14 protein-coding genes are annotated in these 17,820 nt (G+C 56.1%); 9 read left to right on the forward strand and 5 right to left on the reverse strand.

What is annotated here, in order from left to right; translation table 11 throughout:
• Positions 1-5: 5 nt before the first annotated feature.
• Positions 6-1,229 (forward strand): NADH:ubiquinone reductase (Na(+)-transporting) subunit F, encoded by a 1,224-nt coding sequence (gene nqrF / locus LCM21_RS07015; RefSeq protein WP_224889956.1) that lies wholly within the window; start codon positions 6-8, stop codon positions 1,227-1,229.
• 56 nt (positions 1,230-1,285) lie between these two features.
• Here nqrF and tviB read toward each other — a convergent pair whose 3' ends face one another.
• Together tviB and LCM21_RS07025 are read right to left on the reverse strand one after the other, a co-directional pair.
• Complete coding sequence (gene tviB, locus LCM21_RS07020; protein WP_224889957.1) at positions 1,286-2,569, reverse strand: Vi polysaccharide biosynthesis UDP-N-acetylglucosamine C-6 dehydrogenase TviB; 1,284 nt, start codon at positions 2,567-2,569, stop codon at positions 1,286-1,288.
• 187 nt (positions 2,570-2,756) lie between these two features.
• Positions 2,757-3,281, reverse strand: a complete 525-nt coding sequence (locus tag LCM21_RS07025; RefSeq protein WP_224889958.1) for a CBS domain-containing protein — start codon at positions 3,279-3,281, stop codon at positions 2,757-2,759.
• A 373-nt stretch (positions 3,282-3,654) separates the two neighbouring features.
• On the opposite strand from LCM21_RS07025, the gene LCM21_RS07030 reads away from it, so the two are divergent.
• The 6 genes from LCM21_RS07030 (at position 3,655) to LCM21_RS07055 (ending at position 10,771) form a co-directional block, all read left to right on the forward strand.
• The gene (locus LCM21_RS07030) at positions 3,655-4,680 is read left to right on the forward strand and encodes an FAD:protein FMN transferase (protein WP_224889959.1); all 1,026 of its coding nucleotides are present in this window, start codon (positions 3,655-3,657) and stop codon (positions 4,678-4,680) included.
• A 15-nt stretch (positions 4,681-4,695) separates the two neighbouring features.
• On the forward strand, positions 4,696-4,932 hold the full coding sequence (gene nqrM, locus LCM21_RS07035) for a (Na+)-NQR maturation NqrM (RefSeq protein ID WP_068333000.1): 237 nt from the start codon (positions 4,696-4,698) through the stop codon (positions 4,930-4,932).
• A 70-nt stretch (positions 4,933-5,002) separates the two neighbouring features.
• Positions 5,003-6,691, forward strand: coding sequence for a sulfatase-like hydrolase/transferase (locus LCM21_RS07040; RefSeq protein ID WP_224889960.1), 1,689 nt, complete (start codon positions 5,003-5,005; stop codon positions 6,689-6,691).
• An 88-nt stretch (positions 6,692-6,779) separates the two neighbouring features.
• Entirely contained in the window at positions 6,780-8,297 is a 1,518-nt protein-coding gene (gene gpmI, locus LCM21_RS07045) for a 2,3-bisphosphoglycerate-independent phosphoglycerate mutase (RefSeq protein WP_224889961.1), read from the forward strand.
• Entirely contained in the window at positions 8,294-9,424 is a 1,131-nt protein-coding gene (locus LCM21_RS07050; protein ID WP_224889962.1) for a murein hydrolase activator EnvC family protein, read from the forward strand. The genes gpmI and LCM21_RS07050 overlap by 4 nt, the downstream gene beginning before the upstream one ends.
• 6 nt (positions 9,425-9,430) lie before the next feature.
• Complete coding sequence (locus tag LCM21_RS07055; protein ID WP_224889963.1) at positions 9,431-10,771, forward strand: S41 family peptidase; 1,341 nt, start codon at positions 9,431-9,433, stop codon at positions 10,769-10,771.
• A 45-nt stretch (positions 10,772-10,816) separates the two neighbouring features.
• On the opposite strand, the gene LCM21_RS07060 is transcribed toward LCM21_RS07055, so the two are convergent.
• The 3 genes from LCM21_RS07060 to LCM21_RS07070 all read right to left on the reverse strand — a co-directional run bounded on the left by LCM21_RS07060 (position 10,817) and on the right by LCM21_RS07070 (position 13,552).
• Positions 10,817-12,343 (reverse strand): MFS transporter, encoded by a 1,527-nt coding sequence (locus LCM21_RS07060; protein ID WP_224889964.1) that lies wholly within the window; start codon positions 12,341-12,343, stop codon positions 10,817-10,819.
• Between the two features lie 77 nt (positions 12,344-12,420).
• A complete protein-coding gene (locus LCM21_RS07065) occupies positions 12,421-12,780 on the reverse strand; it encodes a hypothetical protein (protein ID WP_224889965.1) in 360 nt (119 codons plus the stop codon).
• Between the two features lie 10 nt (positions 12,781-12,790).
• On the reverse strand, positions 12,791-13,552 hold the full coding sequence (locus tag LCM21_RS07070) for a DUF6478 family protein (protein WP_224889966.1): 762 nt from the start codon (positions 13,550-13,552) through the stop codon (positions 12,791-12,793).
• Between the two features lie 241 nt (positions 13,553-13,793).
• On the opposite strand from LCM21_RS07070, the gene LCM21_RS07075 reads away from it, so the two are divergent.
• Together LCM21_RS07075 and LCM21_RS07080 are read left to right on the forward strand one after the other, a co-directional pair.
• On the forward strand, positions 13,794-16,895 hold the full coding sequence (locus LCM21_RS07075) for an ABC transporter transmembrane domain-containing protein (RefSeq protein ID WP_224889967.1): 3,102 nt from the start codon (positions 13,794-13,796) through the stop codon (positions 16,893-16,895).
• Positions 16,888-17,778 (forward strand): CPBP family intramembrane glutamic endopeptidase, encoded by an 891-nt coding sequence (locus LCM21_RS07080; protein ID WP_224889968.1) that lies wholly within the window; start codon positions 16,888-16,890, stop codon positions 17,776-17,778. The genes LCM21_RS07075 and LCM21_RS07080 overlap by 8 nt, the downstream gene beginning before the upstream one ends.
• The last annotated feature ends 42 nt before the right edge of the window (positions 17,779-17,820 follow it).

A 17,820-nucleotide genomic window follows, 5' to 3' on the forward strand; every position in this document is an offset into this window, starting at 1 on the left:
CGTCGATGGAAACCTTTAGCCTTGGCGTTGTCCTTTTCACTCTGATCGTTATTGCGCTGGTAACGGTTATTCTGGCAGCCCGATCCAAGCTTGTCTCGACCGGTGACGTGAACATCACGATCAACGGAGAAAAAACCATCTCAGTCCCGGCGGGCGGCAAGTTGCTGCAAACGCTGGCAGCCGAGAAACTGTTCGTGCCGTCCGCCTGTGGCGGCGGTGGGACCTGCGCACAGTGCCGCGTGCGGGTACATTCTGGTGGCGGATCAATCCTGCCGACCGAGGAAAGCCATATCACCAAGCGTGAAGCCGCCTGCGGAGACCGCCTATCCTGTCAGGTTGCAGTCAAGCAGGATATGGATATCGAAGTTCCCGAAGAGGTCTTTGGCGTCAAAAAGTGGGAATGTACCGTCCGTTCAAACGAGAACGTTGCCACGTTCATCAAGGCGCTGACGCTGGACCTGCCGGAAGGTGAGGACGTGAACTTCCGCGCTGGTGGCTATATTCAGATCGAAGCGCCAGCACACCAGTTGAAATACACCGATTTCGACGTCGAAGAAGAATACCGCGAAGACTGGGATCGCTTTAATCTCTGGCAGTACGAGTCCGTTGTGAGCGAGCCAATCGAACGCGCCTATTCGATGGCCAACTATCCGGATGAGAAGGGCATGATCATGCTGAACGTCCGGGTTGCCTCGCCACCTCCGGGCTCCGAAGGTATCCCCCCGGGGCAGATGTCGTCGTACATCTTTAATCTCAAGCCGGGCGACAAGGTCACGATCTCGGGTCCGTTTGGCGAATTCTTTGCCCGCGACACCCAGAAAGAAATGGTTTTCATCGGTGGCGGCGCTGGTATGGCTCCGATGCGCAGCCACATCTTTGACCAACTTAAGCGCCTGGAAAACCGCGATCGCAAGATCAGCTTCTGGTACGGTGCCCGGTCGAAGAAAGAAATGTTCTTTGTCGAGGATTTCGACCAGCTGGCCGAAGAGTTCGACAATTTCGAATGGCATGTGGCGCTGTCGGATGCGCAGCCCGAGGACGATTGGAAAGGCTATACCGGCTTCATCCATAACGTCCTGTACGAAGAATACCTTAAGAACCATCCGGCACCAGAGGATTGCGAGTTTTACATGTGTGGCCCGCCGATCATGAACCAATCGGTTATTAACATGCTGCTGGATCTGGGCGTGGACCGCGAAGACATCATGCTCGACGACTTCGGTGGGTAAGGCGAAAAAACCGGCGCATCAGGCGCCGGTTTTCATTTGAGGCAACAACGCCTGGGCTAAAGCCTAAGATCGCTGGCCTCGCGCGGTAGGCAGGATTTGACGTCAAACACCACGCTTTTGGGTTTGCCGAAGGCGCGGAACTGCTTAGGGTCGAGCGTTCGGTATTCCTGATGTGCGACCGCCAGAACGACACCGTCATACATCCCTTTCTCTGGCTGCTGGATCAGGGACAGCCCATATTCGGATTGTGCAGCCGCAGGATCAGCGTGTGGGTCATGCACATCAACAGTCACCCCGTAGCTTTGAAGCTCGGTTATAATGTCCACGACGCGCGTGTTGCGCAGGTCGGGACAGTTTTCCTTGAAGGTCAGGCCGAGTACCAGAACCCGCGCAGCACCCACGTTTATTCCGCTGCGTGTCATCCGCTTGACCAGTTGCGACACGACATAGCCACCCATACTGTCATTCAGTCGCCGACCCGCCAGAATGATTTGAGGATGGTGTCCAACGGCCTCGGCCTTATGGGTAAGGTAATAGGGGTCAACACCTATGCAGTGCCCGCCCACCAAACCGGGGCGGAAGGGTAGAAAGTTCCACTTGGTACCCGCCGCCCGCAACACGGCCTCGGTGTCGATATCCATCCGTCCAAAGATCATCGCAAGTTCATTGACCAAAGCGATATTCAGGTCGCGTTGCGTATTTTCGATGACCTTGGCAGCTTCGGCCACGCGTATGCTTTCAGCTTTGTGAGTACCGGCCGAGATTACACGAGCATAAAGCGCATCTACCAGATCAGCCACTTCGGGAGTCGAGCCGGATGTAACCTTGCAGATATCGGAAATTCGGTGCGTCTTGTCGCCGGGATTGATCCGCTCAGGGCTGTATCCGGCAAAGAAATCGGAATTGAATGTCAGCCCGGAGACGCTTTCCAGCACGGGCACGCAGTCCTCTTCTGTCGCTCCGGGATAGACTGTGGATTCATAAATCACCAGATCGCCGGGTTTCAGTAAACCACCCACCATGTCCGAGGCGCGGAGCAGAAAGGACAGATCAGGCTGCTTCCCAACGGTGATTGGGGTAGGCACCGTTATGATGTAGGTATCGCAATCCGCCAGATCGCTCAAATGAGCGGTGAACACCAACCCGGAGGCTGCTGCAAAATCCTCGGGCTCGACCTCTTGCGTTGCATCGAGACCAGCGCGTAGGGCATCGATCCGGTTTACGTTGATGTCATAGCCCAACACTGGGCCAACCTTGCCGAAAGCCACCGCCAACGGCAGGCCAACATAGCCAAGGCCAATCACCGCAATACGTCGCGTGTTCGGATCGGACTCAATCATCAAAGCACCGTGGACAATTTGCCCGCACCTTTTTGGCGTGCGAAAGATTCGTCGGATTGAACCCAATTGATCACTTGGTGCCTGTTACCGGAGCACATTATTTGCATCCCTCGACCTCACTGCAGCGTTTGACGCCTCAGGGATACTGTCGCAAGGGCAAGGTCAAGGGTGTTTTCGGCGAAACCACTTATCCGACGATCATCTGCTTCATGCGAAGGGCTTCGTATTCCAACTCTTTCAGGCGGAAATGAACGACGTCACCAATGGTAATCACACCGCATAGATTGCCGTCACGCAGGACCGGCATGTGACGAAAGCGGCCTTCTGTCATGGTTTTCAGAACATCGTTCAACAGGTCGTCCGGCGTGCAGGTCTTTACCTCGCGTGTCATCAGGTCTTCGACCGCTTGCGGCAAGGTCTGGCCGGGCGTATCCGCCATCCGCCGGACGATGTCACGTTCGGACAGAATACCGTGCAGGGCACCGTTCTGATCAGTCACCAGAACTGCACCGATACGCTTTTCTTTAAGCGTGTTGACCACGGAATGGATCGTTTCGTTGGGCCGCACGGAAAACACTGCGTCGCCTTTGCCTTCCAGCAGTTTTGCCACGGTCGTTTGTGAGTGCGACAGGTTTGACTCCGTCGACTGGCTGTACGTGGTTTTGTCTTCCTTGTCGCCGCGCATCGGAGCCTGGTAAGAGCTTGGAGCCATAGGCAATCTCCTTTTGGTCTTGCAATGCCTTTCCCTTTCACCTTAGCGCAGCTAAACGACCTGTATAGGGTGCAATTGCGTTGATAGGCAGAATCCCGGACCTGGACAGGAGGCACAAGCCTTTGAACGATCTGTATCTCACCCCACCTGTGGCTGCCCTCATTTTTTTCCTAGTGGTTGTCTGTGGCCACAATTTCCGCATGCTGTGGAAACAACAGCCGGCAGGGTGGCGGAAACGGGCGTGGCTGTTCGGTCTTCCTGCCGGGATCGGCCTATTGGTGCTGGGCTTTTTGCCGCTGAAACTATGATGTCGGTTTGACTCTGGCCGGGGTGGCTGGCATATGCCGGACACCGTTTTTCAGGAGACCGCCCCATGCGTCTTGTGCCTGTTCTGGCCGTTTGCACAATTCTGTCTGGCTGCCTGTTCGACACGGAGCCAGAGGTGGTTCGACTGTCTGGCGAGACGATGGGAACAACCTTCAACATCACGGCAATCGGCGAGGATTTGGATCAGGACGCTTTGGCCACCGCTGTCGAAGAGACCTTGGCGGAGGTCAACGCCAAAATGTCCAACTGGGATCCGAATTCCGAAGTCTCAACCTTCTCAGCCGCGACCAGCACGGACCCTATGCCAGTCTCCGCCGAATTTGCTTATGTCATGGCCGCCGCGAATTTGGTGCATGAAAAGACCGGCGGCGCATTCGATGTTACGCTAGGCCCGCTGATCGAACTGTGGGGCTTTGGACCGCGCACGCCCGAAGACCCGGTGCCTTCGGATGCCGAAATCCGGGCAGCATTGAACAATGTGGGACAGAACCGTTTGCTGACCCTCGACACCGCCGCCGGGACGCTGGCGAAATCCGATCCCGATGTCGGCATCAACCTGTCTGCCATTGCCAAAGGCTATGGTATTGACGCGGTGGCTGAAACTCTGCGTACAGCAGGTATCGAGGACTATCTGGTCGAGATCGGCGGCGATCTGGTCACAAGCGGCCAGAATGATCAGGGTGAAGCTTGGCAGATCGGCATCGAAAAACCGCAGGTCGGTGCACAGTCGCCGCAATTGATCGTATCGGTAAGCGATCAGGGCATGGCAAGCTCCGGTGACTACAAGAATTTCTTTGAACAGGATGGTGTGCGCTATTCGCATATCATCGACCCGACAACCGGGCGTCCAATCACGCACCGTACAACCTCTGTCACTGTTTTGGCCGAAAACGCGATGATGGCAGATGCCTGGGCGACCGCGATGCTGGCCTTGGGGCAGGAAAAGGGTTTGGAACTGGCCGAGGAGCATAAACTTGCCGTGTACTTCATCTCTAGGGATGTGACAGGCGGCGAAGATGCGTATATCACAGTACAAAGCACCGCGTTCAAAGATGCGCTTGAACCCAACTGATCGGTAGGAATCACAATGAGTACCTTTATTCTGGCCTTTGTCTTGCTGGCCCTGGTGATGGTGGGCATGTCTCTGGGTGTCATGCTGATGGGCAAAACCATCAAAGGCAGTTGTGGCGGCCTCAATGCGATCTCGGGTGCGGACAAGTGTTTGGTGTGCCACAAGGACGTTGACCCCGACAGCCCACTGCGCGATCAGCTACAGTGCAAGCGCGCCAAAAAGATGCTGGAACAGATGGAGCGTCAGGCCTGAGCGCAGAATATGCTTCGCTGATCGCCCGGAATTGGCTAACTAGGTCCCTGACAATATCGGGGGCGTAACCTTGGCCAAAGCCAAAAACATCCTGTTTATCATGTTCGACCAGCTACGATGGGATTACCTGAGTTGCTATGGTCACCCACATCTGCACACCCCCAACATTGACCGCCTTGCCGCGCGCGGTGTGCGGTTTAACCGGGCTTATATCCAGTCCCCGATTTGCGGCAGTTCACGCATGTCGACCTATACCGGGCGCTACGTGCATTCGCATGGTGCATCCTGGAACGGTATCCCCCTGAAAGTGGGTGAGGTGACGATGGGCGATCACCTGCGCAAGGCCGGAATGGGATGTTGGTTGGTCGGTAAAACCCACATGCGCGCCGATGCCGAAGGGATGGCGCGGTTGGGTCTGGAGCCCGACAGTCTGATCGGCGCTCGTGTGGCGGAGTGCGGGTTTGACGTCTTTGAACGCGACGATGGTATGCGCCCAGAAGGTCCAGACGGATTTTATGACCCGGACGGAGCGAAGGAATACAACAAATACCTGACCGAGAAGGGGTATGAAAGTGACAATCCCTGGCACGACTTCGCCAATTCTGGATTGGACGCGGACGGGAACGTGCTATCCGGATGGTTTCTGAAAAACGCCCACGAAGCCGCAAATATTGCCGAAGAAGACAGCGAAACCCCGTATCTGACCGGTCGTGGTATTGAGTTCATGGAAAGGCATGAAGGCCCGTGGTGCTGCCACCTGAGCTTTATCAAGCCGCATTGGCCCTACATCGTGCCAGAACCTTATGCCTCAATGTATGGACCAGAGCATGTGTTGCCTGTCGTGCGATCCGAGGTTGAACGCCAGAATGCGCACCCGGTATTGCGTGCGTTTATGGAAACGAAAGTCGGGCAGGCATTTTCACGTCAGGATGTGCGCGAGGCGGTGATCCCCGCCTATATGGGTCTGATCAAACAGGCCGACGACCAAATGGGACGTCTGTTTGACTGGATGGAAGAAACCGGACGCATGAAAGATACGATGATCGTGCTGACCTCGGATCATGGTGATTTTCTTGGGGATCACTGGATGGGCGAGAAAACCTTTTTCCACGACGCCTCGACCAAGGTTCCGCTGATTATCTACGATCCTTCACCTGAAGCTGACGCGACCCGAGGTACAGTCAGTGACGCGCTGGTCGAATCCATCGACCTCGCTCCGACCTTCGTCGAGGTGGCCGGGGCTGAGGTGGCCTCGCACATTCTCGAAGGGCATTCCCTGTTGCCGATATTGCATGGGCAAAAGGATGAGACACCCCGCGAGGTGGTGATCTGCGAGTATGACTATTCCGCCTCACCCATTGCCGATGCGCTGAATGCGTCGGTACGGGATGCGGTGATGTTCATGGTTGCCGACACGCGTTGGAAGCTGATCCATTGTGAAGGCGACCACCGCCCCCTGCTGTTCGACCTGGAAAACGACCCGGACGAATTGCGTGATCTGGGGGAGAGTGACACGCATGCTAACGTCATCGCCCGAATGTACGACCACCTCTTTGCATGGGCCCGACGCCCGTCGCAGCGCACGACACGTTCGGAACAGCAATTGATCGAGATGCGGACCAAAAGCCGGGGTAGGGGTGTAGTAGTCGGTGTATATGACGAAAACGATGCACCTCTTGAGCTGACGGTTAAATACCGGGGACGGAAAGCCCGCCCTTTTGCCCACTACATAGGCAAGGATAAGCCTTCCCGTCATTAAATCTGGCATCACGAGGCCGAAAGGCGGTTCACCCGCCGTGGGTCAGGCGATAAAAGACCGTCCAAGAGCAGAAACCCGGAGTTCAAAAATGACCGTCCCGAAACCCGTCGTCCTTTGCATTCTTGATGGTTGGGGACTGTCAAACGAAACCAAGGCCAACGCGCCTTACCTGGCCAATACGCCCACTTTTGATGCAATGATGGCCAACGGGCCGCATGCCACTCTGATCACCCACGGACCAGATGTTGGCTTGCCCAGCGGACAGATGGGCAATTCCGAGGTCGGCCATACAAATATTGGCGCAGGGCGCGTTGTCGCAATGGATCTGGGTCAGATCGACCTGGCAATCGAAGACGGCACATTTTTTGAAAATGATGCTTTGCAGGATTTCATTGCCCGGGTGAAAGCCGCTGGCGGGACGGCCCATATGATGGGCTTGGTGTCGGATGGCGGCGTGCATGGACATCTGAACCACATCGTTGCTGCGGCCAAAGCGATTACCGATGCGGATGTGCCTGTCGCGCTTCATGCGGTGACCGATGGCCGCGATGTGGCCCCGAAGTCGGCCTTGAGCTTTGTCGCCGAGCTTGAAGACCGTCTGCCCTCAGGCGCGCAGATCGTGACGGTCAGTGGGCGATATTTCGCGATGGACCGTGACAATCGGTGGGAGCGTGTAGCTAAAGCCTACAAAGCGATGATCGACGGTAAGGGCCGGGTCGCTTCATCTGCAAAGGAGGCAATCGAACAGGCCTACAACAAGTCGGAAACCGATGAGTTTATCGAACCCACGGTTCTGGATGGCTTTGACGGTGTCGCGGATGGCGACGGGTTCTTCTGTCTCAACTTCCGGGCTGACCGCGCGCGCGAAATTCTGCGCGCGATTGGCGAGCCCAGTTTCGCCGAGTTTGATACTGGTCCCCGCCCACAGTTGTCGGCATTGATTGGAATGGTGGAATACTCGGACGGGCACAACGCGTATATGACCACCGTGTTTCCCAAACGGGACATCGTGAACACGCTGGGCGAATGGGTTGCCAAACAGGGACTGCGCCAGTTCCGTCTGGCCGAAACCGAAAAATACCCGCATGTCACGTTCTTCCTGAACGGCGGCAAGGAAACGCCCGAGGCGGGCGAAGATCGCTACATGCCGAAATCCCCGAACGTGGCAACTTACGATCTTCAGCCCGAGATGTCCTCGGCCGAGGTAACGGAGAAATTTGTTGAGGCGATTGAGGCCGGGTATGATTTGATCGTCACAAACTATGCCAACCCGGATATGGTTGGGCATACCGGAGATTTGCAAGCCGCAATCAAGGCTTGTGAGGCTGTGGATCAAGGGCTGGCGCAGGTTATGGCTGCGCTGAAAAAGGTCGGGGGCGCAATGATCGTCACTGCTGACCATGGCAATTGTGAGGTGATGGTAGACCCTGAAACCGGCGGGCCGCATACCGCGCATACACTGAACCCCGTACCTGTGGTTCTGGTCGGAGGGCCCGAGGGTGCCGTGCTGCGCGACGGCCGTTTGTCTGATCTTGCCCCTACCTTGTTACAATTGATGGGCTTGGAACAACCGCCTGAGATGACGGGCAAGAGCCTGCTCTCATGACCCTGCGCGCGTTTCTGTTTGCCGCGTTGTTCGCAATGCCCGCCGAGGCCCAGACTGACCCGTCCAAAGCCGCCCTTGATGCGGTGCAAATGCTGGAAGAGGCCTCGATCGCGCTAAACAACGCCGAAAACGCTCGCGACAGGGTGCGCGCTCTGACAGAAACAATCCAAGCCTACGAGGCCGGTCTGGCCGCCATGCGCGAGGGGTTGCGCCGCGCCGCCACGCGCGAGGCGCAGTTAAACGCAGAATTGCGCAGCAGCGAAGATGAAATCGCGCAGCTTCTGGGTGTGTTGCAAACCATCGAAACGACCGCGCCATCCGTTTTGATGTTGCACCCATCTGGTCCGCTTGGCACAGCCAGGGCCGGCATGATGCTATCCGAGGTCACGCCCGGCCTGAACGCCCATGCACAGGCTCTGGCCCATGACCTGCAAGAGGTTCAGACCCTCAGGCAGCTTCAGCAAAGCGCCGCGGAAACCCTGACCGAAGGCTTGACTGGCGTTCAATCCGCCCGCACTCAACTCAGCACCGCCATTGCTGATCGAACCGACCTGCCGGTGCGGTTTGTCGAAGACCCGGTGCGTACGGCGATCCTGATCTCGTCAACAGAAACGCTGGACGGGTTCGCGCGCGGTTTGACAGAAATTGCCAACGGGGAAATTGCGGCAACGAATGCGGATGTGTCCAGCCGCAAAGGCAAGATCGCCCTGCCTGTACAGGGTATCCTGCTTCATCGCGCCGGCGAAACCGATGCAGCGGGCGTCAAACGTCCCGGAATGGTGCTGGGTACCCGGCCACGCGCGATTGTTACATCGCCAACGGCAGCCACGATCCGGTATCGCGGTCCACTGCTGGATCTTGGGAATCTGGTCATCCTTGAACCTCAACCCGGGCTTTTATTCGTGTTTTCGGGCCTTCAAGAGGTGTATGGAAACATAGGACAAGTCATTCCCGAAGGTACGCCTGTTGGATTAATGCCGGGTGAAACTCCGGGAATCGGCGCTATTTTGTCAACAAGCGGTGATGGCACTGGAACTGATCGGTCAGAAACGCTCTATATAGAGGTAAGACAAGACAACAGCCCCGTGGACCCGGAATCTTGGTTTCGGACCGGCAAGGATGGATAAGAACATATGAAGAAATTTGTGATGGCCGCTTTGGCCGGAACCGTGGCAGGTGTAATAACAACGACTCAGATCGCAGGCCCATTGCTCGCCCAAGAGGCCGCGAACAAGGCCAGCGTATATGAACAACTTGATCTTTTTGGCGACATTTTCGAACGCATTCGCGCGCAATATGTCGAAGAGGTTGAGCCCGAAGAGCTGATCGAAGCTGCCATTGACGGCATGCTGACTTCGCTGGACCCGCATTCCAGCTATTTGTCACCCGACGATGCGGAACAAATGCGCGTGCAAACGCGGGGAGAGTTCGGTGGACTGGGCATCGAGGTGACACAGGAAGAGGGTTTTGTAAAAGTTGTTTCACCCATCGATGACACCCCGGCAGATGCTGCGGGTATCGAGGCTGGCGATTTTATTACCCACGTCGATGGTGAAAGCATTCTGGGCCTGACACTGGACAAGGCAGTCGAATTGATGCGCGGTCCGGTCGGGTCTGAGATTGTGATTACCGTCGTTCGTGAAGGTGAAGCAGACCCGTTCGATGTCACCATCATTCGTGACACGATCAAGCTGACGGCCGTGCGCGTCCGGACCGAAGGACCCAGCGTCGTGCTGCGTGTCACCACATTTAACGATCAGACCTTCCCCAACCTTCAAGAGGGGATGAGAGAACAGATTGAACAGGCTGGTGGCATCGACAAGATCAACGGATTTGTTCTGGACCTGCGCAACAATCCCGGTGGTCTGCTGACGCAAGCCATCAAAGTGTCCGACGCGTTTCTGAACGAAGGCGAGATCGTCTCGACCCGTGGCCGCAATCCGGGCGAGGGTGAGCGCTTTAACGCCACAGCCGGAGATCTGGCCGAAGGCAAGCCGATTGTGGTGTTGATCAATGGTGGTTCTGCCTCGGCGTCAGAAATCGTGGCGGGCGCTCTGCAAGATCACCGCCGGGCCATCGTGGTCGGCACCAAAAGCTTTGGCAAAGGCTCGGTGCAAACAGTGATGCCGCTGCGTGGGGATGGTGCGATGCGCCTGACCACATCGCGCTATTACACGCCGTCGGGCCGCTCGATTCAGGCGCTTGGCGTCAGTCCCGACATCATTGTGCAACAACCCCGTCCGACGCCCGCCGCAGATGATGAGGAAACGGACGCTCGGACTCGGTCAGAGGCTGACCTGCGCGGAAGTCTGAACAATGACAGCCTGAGCGAGGACGAAATCCGCCAGATCGAGGAAGACCGCGCACGTGCGGCAGCCACGGCCGAACTTCGCGAAGAGGATTATCAACTGGCTTATGCGATCGACATCCTCAAAGGTCTGTCCGCCTTCAATCCAAGCGGACCGTCGCAGTAAAATAAAAGGGCCGTCCCAATGGGCGGCCCTGTTTTTATGTCGCGATCAGTTCTCGACTTTGTGCAGTTTGTCTTCGTCCAGCAACATGGCCAGCACAATCCCTACTGAAACGGACAGGGTCGCAAAGATAAACGCCATGTTCATTCCTGTATCAAAGGCAGAGGCGATTGCGTCTTTGACCTTTTCAACCTCTGGCCCGGTCAGTTTTTGCATGACCTCATGGGCTGTCGCGGTGGTCAGAGTGCCGCCATTGATAGCCCGCTGATCAGCATCAGACATATCAATCCCTGCGGCGGTAAGCTGCTCACCCAGACTGCGCAGGCTGACCAGGAACATGATTGCCGTCGCGCAGGCAACCGAAACGGCACCGTAGACCAGATGGGTCATGAAACTAAGCCCGCCGACCAAGCCAGCACGCTCTGGCTTTACGGCGCAGACGGCAGCAGTGCCCGAGGGCCCAACTGTCAGCGTGGCCCCCAAGCCGATCATGGCCATACCGGGCAATATCTGCCAGTACCCTAATGTTGCCGGCATCGCGACGACGCTGGCCGCGCCAATGGTGGCGCAGAGATACCCCCAGAACAACAACCGCTTGGGGCCGAAATCATTGTATAGCTTGCCGGATACGATTGAGCCTACAGCCAGCAACACCGTCAAAGGCGCCAAACCAAAAGCTGATTGCAGGGTCGACCACCCTAGAACCTTTTGCATGTATTGGGGGAAATACATCAATCCCACAAAAGCGGCGGACACGTTGAACATGTTCAGGCCCAGCGTGATACGAAACTCTCGGTTTGCCATCATCTGCGGCAGAAGCAGGGGCTCTTTCACGCGTTTTTCCACCTTGGGGAACAGAAAGAAAAGCCCGGCGCTGAGCAAAAACAACATCAGCAATGGGGGTGAGCTCCAACCCCAGTCCGCGCCAACATCCAACGCATAGAGCAACAGCAAGACGGCAAAAGACAGAATGCCCATACCCGCGAAATCGATATGTTCACCCTGTTTGTGTTGGGTTTCACGTTGCATCAGCAGCAACGCCGTGACCATCGAGATGGTGGAGAACACGACGTTTGCAAGGAAGAACAACCGCCAATCCCCAAGGTTGACAACTGTACCGCTTATCAGCGGACCAAAGACATTGCCGCAGGTCACACCTGCCAGAATCAGACCCATGATCATGGCCCGATGTTCCGGGCGTGAAACCTTGGTTGCACCGAAGGCCAGCGTGCATGGCCAGACACACCCTGCGCCAATTCCTTGCAGCGCGCGGGCGACAATGAGGAAATCCAAAGTTGGCGATACGAAGCACATGATGGAAGAGAACAAGAAGATCGAAAGCCCGATCAGCATCATCTTGCGATGCCCATACATGTCGCCCAGACGACCTCCGGCGACCATGGTCATGGCGAAAAACAGGGCATAGATGTTAAGGACCCACTGTGTGCTGGTAATATCGGTGTCGAAACTGTTTTCGATTGCCGGAACAAGGATTAGTGCGCCGGTGAAGTCGATCCCGATCCCGAACCCTGTCACCATCAGCGCAATGATTTTGATGATACTGCTGCGGTCCATGAGCTTGTCCAGATTATTTTGGATCGCTCAATGATGCACGGAAACGGCGTAAAAGATAGGAATTTGCCGCGCGCAGATCATTCGCTTGCGTTCTGCGACCGTCGAAATGCCCGCTTTAGCATGTCCAGTTCGGCGCGCAGCAACTCGACCTCGGCGCGTAGATCATCCGCTGCTGGTAAGCCCGCGATAACCGTGAAATCCCCCAGTTTTTCTGATGTTTCGGCGTTCTTGATCACAAAGCAATGCACCCCATCGGACAGGGCCGCCTGTGGTACAGGAATTTCCACGGACCATCCGCCATCTGAGGGCGTAACGCGTACATCCGCGAGGGGTTTGCCCAGATACTGTACGTGAACCCTCGGCTCGGCTTCTGCCTCTATGTGCCCGAGCCAAAGGCCGTTTTCAAAGCGGACGGGTGTCAGTGTTGGTGACGTCATGCCAAAATTCTCACAAATCAGCGCGGTGGTGGCGGCAGAAGGTCAGATCACGTAACGAAACGCAGTTCATCTGTGGATTCTCAAAAATCAGGTCCAGCCATATCTTTTCAATCCGGGCCTCGTTCAGGGGTAAGTGCGCCAGGTCGAAATCGACCGAGTGGGACTGCGCAGAAGGATCCAGCGTGCGCAAAACCTGATCGGTGTTTGGGCCATGAAGAATGTTGAGGCGCGCAAACAGCTCAACCGGCAGTTCTGCGTCAATCAGAACGTCCACACGTATCAAATGCTGTTTGGTCAGGTCTTTCGCGGCTTCAGTGGGCAGATCGACTGACAAGGACAGGAATGAACCGGCAAAGCCGAACACCTCAACCTGCAGGCCAAAAGCGGCTAAATCCTGATCTTGGCTGTTTCGGGTTTGCCGCATGCCGATCTCAGTCAGAGAGCAGTCGTGGAACAATGTGACCTGCCGATCTATCTGCGCCCTGCGCGGGGCCGAGGCCACACCCGGGCGTGCCAATGGACCGCGCCACAAGTCGGGCCGCCAACACCAGTCCGCCCCCAAAGGCTTGGGGATTTGGTTAGAGCCTATCCTGGGGCGGGCAAGCCGTGTTTCGGCCTCATGTAGTAACATATCCAGATATAAGCGTAGCTTTCGCGCTTGGTCGCGTTGACGGCGTAGCAACGGTTCGGGCGAGTCTGACGCGCCGCGCACGGCCTTGCGCCAACGCTCAACGACCTTGCGGTGGATATAGCGATCCAGAAGCCTGCCCATGTCCCCATCACTTGGATTGTGCTTCTGTTTAGTCAAAAACCGCAGAGGTTTTAAAGACAAATAACCGAAACCTCGGGTCAAAAATCGCTAATTCGTGAAGGCAAATACGGATGGGCAAACCCGGCGAAACCTGCTAGCTGCGCCATTCTTGCAATCACGCGGGTCAGTGCGTACCGTCTGCACCTGGTCGCAAGGGGTTATTCGACAAACGCATCCACTTAATTTGAGACAAGGCCGGGGCATGGAACCCACTCTTTTTGCTTTCATCTGGAAATACTCAAAAAAACAACAGCTTGTGTTGTTGCTGTTGACGGTTTTGTCATTTCCGTTCCTATACGCTTCGCTTGAATTGCCTAAGCAGATCATCAACGGGGCCATCGGTGCCCCCAGTGATACGGTGACAACTTTTGGCGTTACTGTGACACAGGTGCAGTATCTTATGATCCTGTGTTTTGCGTTTCTGGCCACAGTTATTGCCAGCGGGCTGATGAAGATGCGCATCAACACGATGAAGGGCATTTTGGCCGAACGCATGCTGCGCCGTTTGCGGTTCACAATGATTGAACGCACCATGCGCTTTCCGAAATCTTATTTCGCCACAACCAGCCAAGGTGAGCTGGTGTCGATGATCACTTCTGAGGCTGAGCCAATGGGCGGGCTGATGGGCGATGCGATTGCGCAGCCTGTGTTCCAGTTCGGGCAGATGATGACCATCGTCACGTTCCTGTTTATGCAAAGCGTTTGGTTCGGCCTCGCCAGCATTGCGCTGATCCCGTTACAGGCCTGGCTGATCCCTAAACTGCAGCGCCAGATCAACCTGCTGAACAAAGAGCGTATTCAAGAAGTCCGCAACCTCAGTTCCGAGATTGGTGAAAGCGCGGCGGGCATTAGCGATCTGCGCACCAATGGCGGTTGGCGCTACAGGCTGGCGCAGTTCAGTCACCGGTTGGGGCTTTTGTTCGATATCCGGTTCAAGATTTACAACAAGAAATTCTTTATGAAGTTTCTGAACAACCTGATTACGCAGATGACACCGTTTCTTTTCTATTCGGTCGGTGGCTATCTGGCGATTACGGGTGAGGTGACGGTCGGTGCGCTTGTCGCGGCGCTTGGTGCCTATAAGGACCTGAGCGGCCCGTGGAAGGACCTGTTGACCTACTACAATCAGGTTCAGGATATGTCGCTGCGGTGGGAGGTGGTGACCGAACGCTTTGCGCCCTCGAACATGATCCCGGAAGAGTTGTTTGAAGGTGAACCCGAGGTGATCCCGCATCTGACCGGTGAGATCGAGCTGCGCAACGTGACGGTGCGCGACGATGACGGGAAGACCATACTTGAGGATATCGACTTAAAAATCCCCAAGGGCGCGCGGGTGGCGATCAAGTCCACCAATGCGTCGGAACGCAACGCATTGGCGCAAGTGTTGACCCGTGAAGTCTTGCCAGCCCAGGGCGAAGTGATAATGGCCGGGCACAACCTGAATGATCTGCATCAGGCGGTAATCGCTGCGCGGATCGGCTATGCCTATTCCCGGCCCTATCTGTTCAGCGGTACGTTGGGCAGCAATCTTATGATGCCGCTGCGCACCCACCCGCAGCAAGGGGCAGAGGCTGATCCAACCCGGTGGCAGATCGAAGCCGCCCGCGCGGGCAACTCGACTGATATGCTGAGCGAGGAGTGGATTGATCCAGGAATAGCCGGGCTTGAGGATATTGATGATATTCGCGCGTGGTGGTTCCAACTGGTCGAAGCGATGGGAATCGACGAATTCATGCTGCGGCGCACCTTGCGGACGCGCTTTGATCCTGATCTGCACCCCTCGCTGGCGGACGATATCGTCAAGCTGCGCGACACCGTTGCCGAGCGACTAAAGGAACGCGGGTTGGACCGGCATGTTTACCGCTTTGACCCTGAGCGTTTTAACCCGGCTGTTCCGCTTGGCGGCAACCTGCTGTTTGCTGCACCGTCGCGGGATATTAACCCGGAATCTTTGGCCGATGATGCCCGTTTTAAAAAAATGTTCGGGATGTATGATCTGGCCAACGACGCAATGGCGATGGCCAACGCGGTTGTGGAAACGCTGGATCAAGCCTTTGGCCGCGACGGGACCGATCACCCCCTGTTTCTGCGTTTGGGCATGTCGAAAGAGATGTTTCATCGCCTTTTGGACATCAAGGATCGCCGCAAGTCGAAGGGTGAGGGTGGGATAAGTGAGGCAGAACGCGCCTTATTGCTGACGATTCCGTTCTTGCTGACGGCCGAACAAATCGGACCGGATTTCCCGGAAGAATATAAGGAAAAGATCCTCACCATCCGTAAAGAGCAGGCTGAAAGGCTGCGCGGGGCGCTTGAGGGCATGTTTGTGCCCTTGTCGCAAGATAGCTATATTCCAAGACTCACGGTTATGGAGAACGCGCTTTATGGCCGGGTTTCGCTGATGGCGGGCGCCCACGCAGACGAGATCGAGGATGTTGTTGCCGAGGCGATGAACGAGGCCGGTCTGCGCCGCAGGGCTGCGTCCACCATGTTCGATCTGCCAACCGGGCTGGGCGGAAACAACTTACCGACTGTGTTTCAGGAACGTGCGGCGTTTTCCCGTGCTGGTATCAAGCGTCCGGATATTCTGATCCTCGACAAGGCGTTGGCCAGCCACGATTCCGAAAGCCGCCTGCGCACGCGTCTGCGGTTGCGAGAATTGTTGCCCGATTCAATAATGATTTTCATGGAAGATCATTTTGCACATCCAGAAGCTTATGATCTGTTTGTCGAAATCAAGGAAGGCCGCATTGATGGCGTTTCACGTACGCGGACCCAGCCGGAAGTCAGCACGACGGCTGACCTGAGCAACAAACTGCGGATCATCTCATCGACCGAGTTGTTTTCCGGTATCGACGCACGCAACCAGCGGCTTCTGGCGTTCTCGGCACAATGGTACGAAGTCGCGGAAGGCCAGATGATCTTTTCTCGTGGGCAGGCGCCAGATGCTGCCTACCTGTGTATAAAAGGGAATGCCAAGCTGGAGTGGTCGGATGAAGACGGACGAAATCGCGTAATCTCCACAATTGAACCCGGTCGTCTTATTGGCGACCTTTCGATTATCACGGGCGAGTTGCGTCAACTGGACCTTACTGCAACCACGGACTGTATCTTTCTGCGCATTGGCGCCGAAGAATTGCGCGCCGTGATCGAAAGCGATGTTTCGGTCGCGGTTCAATTGCTGCAAACTGTGGCCGGATATTTTTCAAAACTGTCCAACAGGATCAACACGGCCCAGAACCCTTCGGACCTTTTCCCAGAGGCACCGCAATCCATCCAAGGTGAGAGCACAGGCAATAATGCGTGACACCAGCGCCTACTCTGCCCACGAACAGCTTGTTCGCGACGCCCGCGCGCGGCCCGAACTGTGGCGCCTTGCGGTCGGATTGGCCGTAGTCGTTGTACTTTATGTGGCGCTCAATTCTATCCTGTTTGCGGTCATCGGCAACATGTTGCAACCGAGTCAGGCCGAGACCCTGCTGCGCGGCTCCTCAAGCCTTGCAACCCTGGTTCTGCTGCTGAGTTTCGGGTTCCTGACGCTGGGCGTCGGATTAGCGGCGCGCCAAATACAAAAAAGGTCATTGATCGGGATTTTAGGCCCGCGCGATCTGTGCCTTCAACAGTTCTGGCGCGTTCTCAGGGCCTTGGTGATTCTTGGGTTGGTGTTGATGGCCCTGCCACCCTATGGGATGGGTGAGCCGCTGACGCAAAACCTGTCCTTTTCAAAATGGCTCTTGTTGCTACCGCTATCGCTGTTTGCGGTGCTGATACAGACCAGTGCCGAAGAAATACTGTTTCGCGGCTATCTACAGCAATCCCTTGCGGCGCGGTTTAGGTCTCCGGTGATTTGGATAGGTATCCCTTCGGTTTTGTTTGCCGCGGGGCATTATGCGCCAGGTGTGAGTGGTGAAAATGCGCTGCTGGTCGCGCTCTGGGCGTGTGTTTTTGGCGTTCTGGCAGCAGACCTGACTGCAAGGGCAGGGACGCTCGGACCCGCTATCGCGATGCATTTCCTGAATAATACCGTCGCGCTGGTGTTTATCTCGTTGCCCGAAACCCTCAGTGGCCTGGCCCTGTACCTGTTGCCCTACGATATGTCCGGTTCCGGCATGCTACGCCAATGGCTGATGGTGGATTTTGTTGTGATGATTGTAAGTTGGCTGACTGCGCGTCTTGCGCTCAGGCGTTGATTGCAATTCCTTCCCCAGCGTTTTATTTGACGTCAATGCCGC

Source organism: Ruegeria profundi, from assembly GCF_020171505.1.
In the GTDB taxonomy this organism is placed as follows: Bacteria; Pseudomonadota; Alphaproteobacteria; order Rhodobacterales; family Rhodobacteraceae; genus Ruegeria; species Ruegeria profundi.